The sequence below is a fragment of the Phyllobacterium sp. genome (assembly GCF_037994425.1).
Lineage (GTDB): Bacteria > Pseudomonadota > Alphaproteobacteria > Rhizobiales > Rhizobiaceae > Phyllobacterium.
In genome coordinates, this window is sequence record NZ_JBBNAM010000145.1 from 1 (window position 1) to 5,112 (window position 5,112).

Genomic DNA, 5,112 nt, shown 5'->3' on the forward strand with positions numbered 1-5,112 from the left:
CCTCTGCGACATGGCCAAGCGCCACATCAAGCGCGCCATTGCTCGGAGGATCGCACGATGAGAACCCCGGTTATCCGCGCCGACGAGGGCTTGATCCTCAAGACCGACCGCCAGGAATACGAAGGCAAGTGCGGTCCGTTCGACACGATCGATGACGTTCTCGCCTACTGCGACGATCGCACGTTGGTCATCCTTCATGACACGGGTGATCGCACGCTGGACCTTACCGAGGATTTCGCTGGGTACTGGCTGGATCGTCACAGCGACACGACAGAGGACGATTTCGTCCCGCCGTTCGTCCGCCACTCCATGAACTACGAGATTTTCATCGATGAGCTTGAACAGCCAAGCGGCTGGGCTGGCGTTCACATGGAAGCAGGGAGGGCGTGATGTCGGAGGAAATCCTCAAATACGCTCACGCAATCACGAAGGCCCTGACGGGGTTGGCTGGTGGAGGCTCGGAGCTTTTCGACAAGGAAGTTTGCGGCATCTACCTCGCGGACATTGAACGCTGTGTGCAGCGCGTTCGCGACCGGGAAGAGAAGCAGCGCGAACACCTGAAGCGCACGATCCAACGCCTCAATGAGGTCCGTCGCATCGGGAGCACCGCGTGATGACCATCTCTTACACGCTCACCAAGGACGAGCTTAAGGCCGTCCACTCGTTCTGCGCCAGTGCGGGGCACGCCAGCTACTACAACGCGGCCGACGACTGCAAGGAATGGGACAGAGCAAAGCCACACACAATCGAATGCCAGCGCATTTATGACGCTGCCGAGGGCGATCTGAAACTCGCGCTCAAGGCTCTCAGCGGTGGCTACATGATCAACTTACGGGAGGCAGTTTGATGCTCAGTTTTTCAATCGCATGTGTCGCCCTGATCGGGCTAGCCACCATCACTCTCGGCTCAATCGGCAGCGTGCTCAAGGCTCGCGAAGCAGCTCTCAAGCAGGCAGATCAATGAGCCGGATTTTCATTCAGGAAGCGGACCGGATCCGCATCGCTGCTGCAGCGCAGTCAAACCGTGCCCGCCGTGGTGCTTTGGCTTCGTATGTCGCCACGCTCGTCATCGGAATGGTCCTGATCTTCTCCTTCTTGGAGCGGCTGCCATGAAATCCGATCTCGTCGACATCGACGCTCACATCCATGCCGAGACGACCCAAGCGGTTCTGATCTCCGACGACGGGGAGCGCGAGCATGCCGTTTGGCTGCCTAAAAAACAAATCGAAATTGAACGCCGGACAAAAACGCTGGCCGTTGTGACGCTGCCGCACTGGCTCGCGTTCGAAAAGGAACTCATCTGATGGAACGCATTGTAGACACTGACGCCATGCAAAGCCTTGGCTCGATCGCAAGCAGCATCGTTGGCGGACTGGCAAAGGAAATTGCATGGGATGGCAAGCCGATCACGAAGAACGGCGTCTTCGCCAACATCCCGATCGAGACATATCATCATGACACTAATCTGTTCAACGGCTTCTCGATCTCATCGTCCGGCCTTCGCCGGCTGATCGATCGGCCATCGTTGTACTGGGCCTACTCGGCGTTCAATCCAGCGCGGTTCGAGGAAACGACCAAGCAACCGCTGGAATTCGGCAAGGCCGCTCACATGCTGTTGCTGGGCGAGGAAGGCTTTGCTGAGTGCTATGTACTGCGTCCTGAGAAATACGAGGACGACAAAGGCGCGTGGAAGCCATGGAGCGGCAACGCCAATGTCTGCAAGACGTGGCTTGAGAGCCAGGCCAAGGCCAAGCGTACGGTCATCACCGAGGCGGAAATCGTCCACATCAAGGAGATGGCTGCCAGCTTGAACCGTCATCCAATGATCCGCCTTGGCATCATGAATGGCCGCATCGAGCGCAGCATTGTCTACAAGGATGGCAATGTCTGGATCCGCACCCGGCCTGACGTCATCCCAAATGACAGCGGTGATTTCGTCGACCTGAAGACGGCGGCCAATCTCAGTGACGAATCCTTGTCCAAGACGATTATGGATCGCGGCTATCACATCCAGGCAGCGCTCGTTCGCATGGCGGTGCGTGCTGTGCTTGGTGCCGAAGCCTTCCAGTCCTTCACGTTCGTGTTTGTCGAAAAAGAGCCTCCCTATGACGTGCGCGTTCTCGCCTTGAAAGATCGTGACATCGATATCGGCGAGCGCCTTGCCCGGAATGGAATCGCTACGGCCAAGGAATGTCTGAAGCGGAAGGATTGGCCCGGTTATGACGGCTTCGCGCCGGAAGTCGGATGGATTGAAACGCCGTCCTGGTACCAGACCCGCATCGAAAACACACTCAATTTGCAGGAGAAGGCAGCGTGAACCAGATCGCAACCCGCGAAACATCCATCAACAGCGTGTCGGTTTCGTCTGGCGCGAACGGATCATCGATCGCCCCGCAGAACCTTGGCGAGGTCGTCCGCTTTGCAGAGGTCATGTGCAAGGCTGACATTGCTCTCCCGAAGCATCTGCGCGGTAACGCCGGCGCTTGCATGGCTGTAGCGATGCAAGCCCTTGAATGGCAGATGAGCCCGTTTGCGGTGGCTTCGAAATCATACGAGGTCGGCGGCCGGATTGCCTACGAGGCGCAGCTTATCGCCGCGGTGGTCAATACCCGCTCGGGTATCAAGGGCCGATTGAAGTATCTCTTTGAAGGCGTCGGAAATGCCATGACATGCACTGTCACTGGTGTGCTGGATGGCGAAGAATGCATCTACACCTCGCCCGCGATCGGCAGCATCACTGTCAAAAATTCGCCCTTGTGGAAGTCGGATCCTCAGCAGCAGCTCGGCTACTTTTCCGCGCGCTCATGGGCTCGTCGTCATTGCCCCGAGGTTTTGCTCGGCGTCTATGATCGCGACGAGGTCGAGCAATTCCAAGGCGCGGACAATGCAAGAGATGTCACGCCAAAGCCGGGCATCATGTCGCGATTAGAACAGGCGACAAGTCCTCATGGAAATCAGGAGGGCTTTGATCCTGATAATATCACCCGCGAGACGGAGACGCTCGCTAGCGGGCGGAATGCGCAGAATACAGGAACATCGGACCCGATTCCCTACGCGTCCGATGTGGGAAGCGATACTGACCCACTCCCGAGTGTCGCTTCCCATACTGAGCCCGGCGGTTCTTTGGAACCCTCCCCCCGCGAAGAATCGTCGGGCTCAAATCTTTCCGACGAAATCGATCACATCTTTTACGAGGCCGATTGGCTCAAGACCTTCGCTCGCGTGATCGTCGCGGCCATCGGTCCGGACGAAGCCGTGGTAGTTGATGCCAGCAAGGGTCAGTTTGTCGAAGGCTTGACCGACGACGCGACGACGCGCGCCAAGACGATCATTAACTACGCAAGACAGGCCTGCAGGGGCGAGATCGAGGTCGAGGACGCCAAGGAGATCATCGCCGGCAAGGCGCGCTTGGAAAGCGTGAAGGACCTGCAGTGATGGCTCGCAAAGTCGGAGAATGGTTCGGCAAATCGGACAACGCCAAAGCCCCGCCCCGCGTGCGCCAACGCATCTATGACCGGGATAAAGGCGTCTGCCACCTCTGCAAGCTGCAGATCAAGGTTGGTGAGACCTGGCAAGCCGATCACGTCATCGCCCTGATCAATGGCGGAAAGAACGCCGAGAGCAATCTCGCACCAGCCCATTCTCATTGTCACGTCGGCAAGACGGCGCTCGACGTCAAGGAAAAGGCCAAGGTCGCCAAGGTCCGCGCAAAGCATACCGGCGTGCAGAAGCCCTCATCCAAGCTTGCACGCGCGAAGGTAGCCAAGCCACCCCTAACCAAATCCCTCCCGCCTCGCCGCTTATACGAAAGGATCGAGCCATGATGTACGGCCAAAGCTTCAAAGCCTGGCTATCGGATTTCATGTTCATCGCCGGACCGTTAATTGTTGTTGGTCTCGTTCTGCTGGCTCTGTTCGTGAGGTGCGTGGGATGAGCGAAATCCGATATCGCATCGATCCTCGACTTATCCCGCCGCAGAAGGTCGCCAGGCGTCTCGGCGTTTCGTACGAGTGTTTTAAAAGCGCCATACCTCAGCTTGAAGCTTCAGGCTTTCCCAGACCCGTCAATGTGCTGGGGAATTACTGTTTACAAGCTGTGGATAAGTGGATCGACATTCAATCCGGTTTGATCCCTGAGACCAATCCCGAGATTGTTCGCCAGAACCTACTGGCGGCAGTCCGGGAGAAGAGATGGGCTTAGTGAAGATCAAATACTACTACGTCCGCAAGGGATTGGGTTTCTGGGAGCCGCGCGGCAATATGAAGGCATATGGATTTGCCTCAACGCCGTGCGGCCGGGATGGGCCGGGAGCTTGGGCAAAGGCACAGCAGCTCAACGAGGCATGGCAGGAGGCGCGAAGATTACCGCCGAGCATGCATTTGGAGAAAGTTGCCGCTGCGCCACGCGAGAAGGTTTACACTCCTCATTCTCTCGGCGAAGCCTTCGCCAAATACCGGCAAACTGAAGAATGGCAAATCAAGAAAGCCCCCCGCACGCGTGAAGACTGGATGCGTGGCTGGCGCTATATCGAACCGCTCTTCGGGGACCTTCCACCTACCGCCGTCGATATGCAGTCGCTTTCATCCTGGCGTGGCGGCATCGAGCGCGACAAAAGCCTCAGAGAAGCTCACAGAGCGCTGAAGATATGGCGGGCGCTGTGGAAGGTCGCAGCGGCAATGAAGTACTGCCAGCGAGAAGCTGACCCGAGCCTCGCCGTGACCAATTCTGAGCCGAAGGGCAGAAGTCAGACATGGTCTGAGGGTGAAGCAACCCGCCTTGTGAAGCGGGCGTGGCGAATGGGCTATTACGGCCTTGCAGCCTCGCTGGCGTGTATGTGGGACGGCGCAGTCTCTCCTGTGGATGCCCGCTCACTCACGCTTTCACAACGTCGCCAAGACAACAAAGGCACATGGTTCGAACTCGACCGCGCCAAGACTGGACGTGATGCCGTACTAACCTTATCACGCCGAACCGAAAAGCTGCTAAACTGGTACATCAAAGAAACTTTTGGAGATGCCGATCCCATCGGATCGATGAAGATATTCAGAACCCGTCGCGGCGCCGACTACCGAAAGAATTCATTTTCCGAAGACTTCCGCGACATCCGGTCGAT

10 protein-coding genes are annotated in these 5,112 nt (G+C 57.5%); all 10 read left to right on the forward strand.

What is annotated here, in order from left to right:
- Positions 1 to 57: 57 nt before the first annotated feature.
- On the forward strand, positions 58 to 390 hold the full coding sequence (locus tag AAAB35_RS10355; protein ID WP_340668199.1) for a hypothetical protein: 333 nt from the start codon (positions 58 to 60) through the stop codon (positions 388 to 390).
- Complete coding sequence (locus AAAB35_RS10360; RefSeq protein ID WP_340668200.1) at positions 390 to 614, forward strand: hypothetical protein; 225 nt, start codon at positions 390 to 392, stop codon at positions 612 to 614. Before AAAB35_RS10355 ends, AAAB35_RS10360 begins: the two co-directional genes overlap by 1 nt.
- Positions 614 to 847: a hypothetical protein gene (locus AAAB35_RS10365; protein WP_340668201.1), complete on the forward strand. Its 234-nt coding sequence runs from the start codon at positions 614 to 616 to the stop codon at positions 845 to 847. The genes AAAB35_RS10360 and AAAB35_RS10365 overlap by 1 nt, the downstream gene beginning before the upstream one ends.
- 112 nt (positions 848 to 959) lie before the next feature.
- Positions 960 to 1,112: a hypothetical protein gene (locus AAAB35_RS10370; RefSeq protein WP_340668202.1), complete on the forward strand. Its 153-nt coding sequence runs from the start codon at positions 960 to 962 to the stop codon at positions 1,110 to 1,112.
- Positions 1,109 to 1,303 carry a hypothetical protein gene (locus AAAB35_RS10375; RefSeq protein WP_340668203.1) on the forward strand — a complete coding sequence of 65 codons (195 nt, stop codon included), beginning with the start codon at positions 1,109 to 1,111 and terminating at the stop codon, positions 1,301 to 1,303. The genes AAAB35_RS10370 and AAAB35_RS10375 overlap by 4 nt, the downstream gene beginning before the upstream one ends.
- A complete protein-coding gene (locus AAAB35_RS10380; RefSeq protein WP_340668204.1) occupies positions 1,303 to 2,316 on the forward strand; it encodes a PD-(D/E)XK nuclease-like domain-containing protein in 1,014 nt (337 codons plus the stop codon). The genes AAAB35_RS10375 and AAAB35_RS10380 overlap by 1 nt, the downstream gene beginning before the upstream one ends.
- Positions 2,313 to 3,434: a recombinase RecT gene (locus AAAB35_RS10385; protein WP_340668205.1), complete on the forward strand. Its 1,122-nt coding sequence runs from the start codon at positions 2,313 to 2,315 to the stop codon at positions 3,432 to 3,434. Before AAAB35_RS10380 ends, AAAB35_RS10385 begins: the two co-directional genes overlap by 4 nt.
- Positions 3,434 to 3,823, forward strand: coding sequence for an HNH endonuclease signature motif containing protein (locus tag AAAB35_RS10390; protein WP_340668206.1), 390 nt, complete (start codon positions 3,434 to 3,436; stop codon positions 3,821 to 3,823). The genes AAAB35_RS10385 and AAAB35_RS10390 overlap by 1 nt, the downstream gene beginning before the upstream one ends.
- A 106-nt stretch (positions 3,824 to 3,929) precedes the next feature.
- Positions 3,930 to 4,199 carry a hypothetical protein gene (locus AAAB35_RS10395; protein ID WP_340668207.1) on the forward strand — a complete coding sequence of 90 codons (270 nt, stop codon included), beginning with the start codon at positions 3,930 to 3,932 and terminating at the stop codon, positions 4,197 to 4,199.
- 179 nt (positions 4,200 to 4,378) lie between these two features.
- On the forward strand, positions 4,379 to 5,112 hold a 734-nt coding region (locus AAAB35_RS10400), incomplete at its 3' end, for a hypothetical protein (protein ID WP_340668208.1).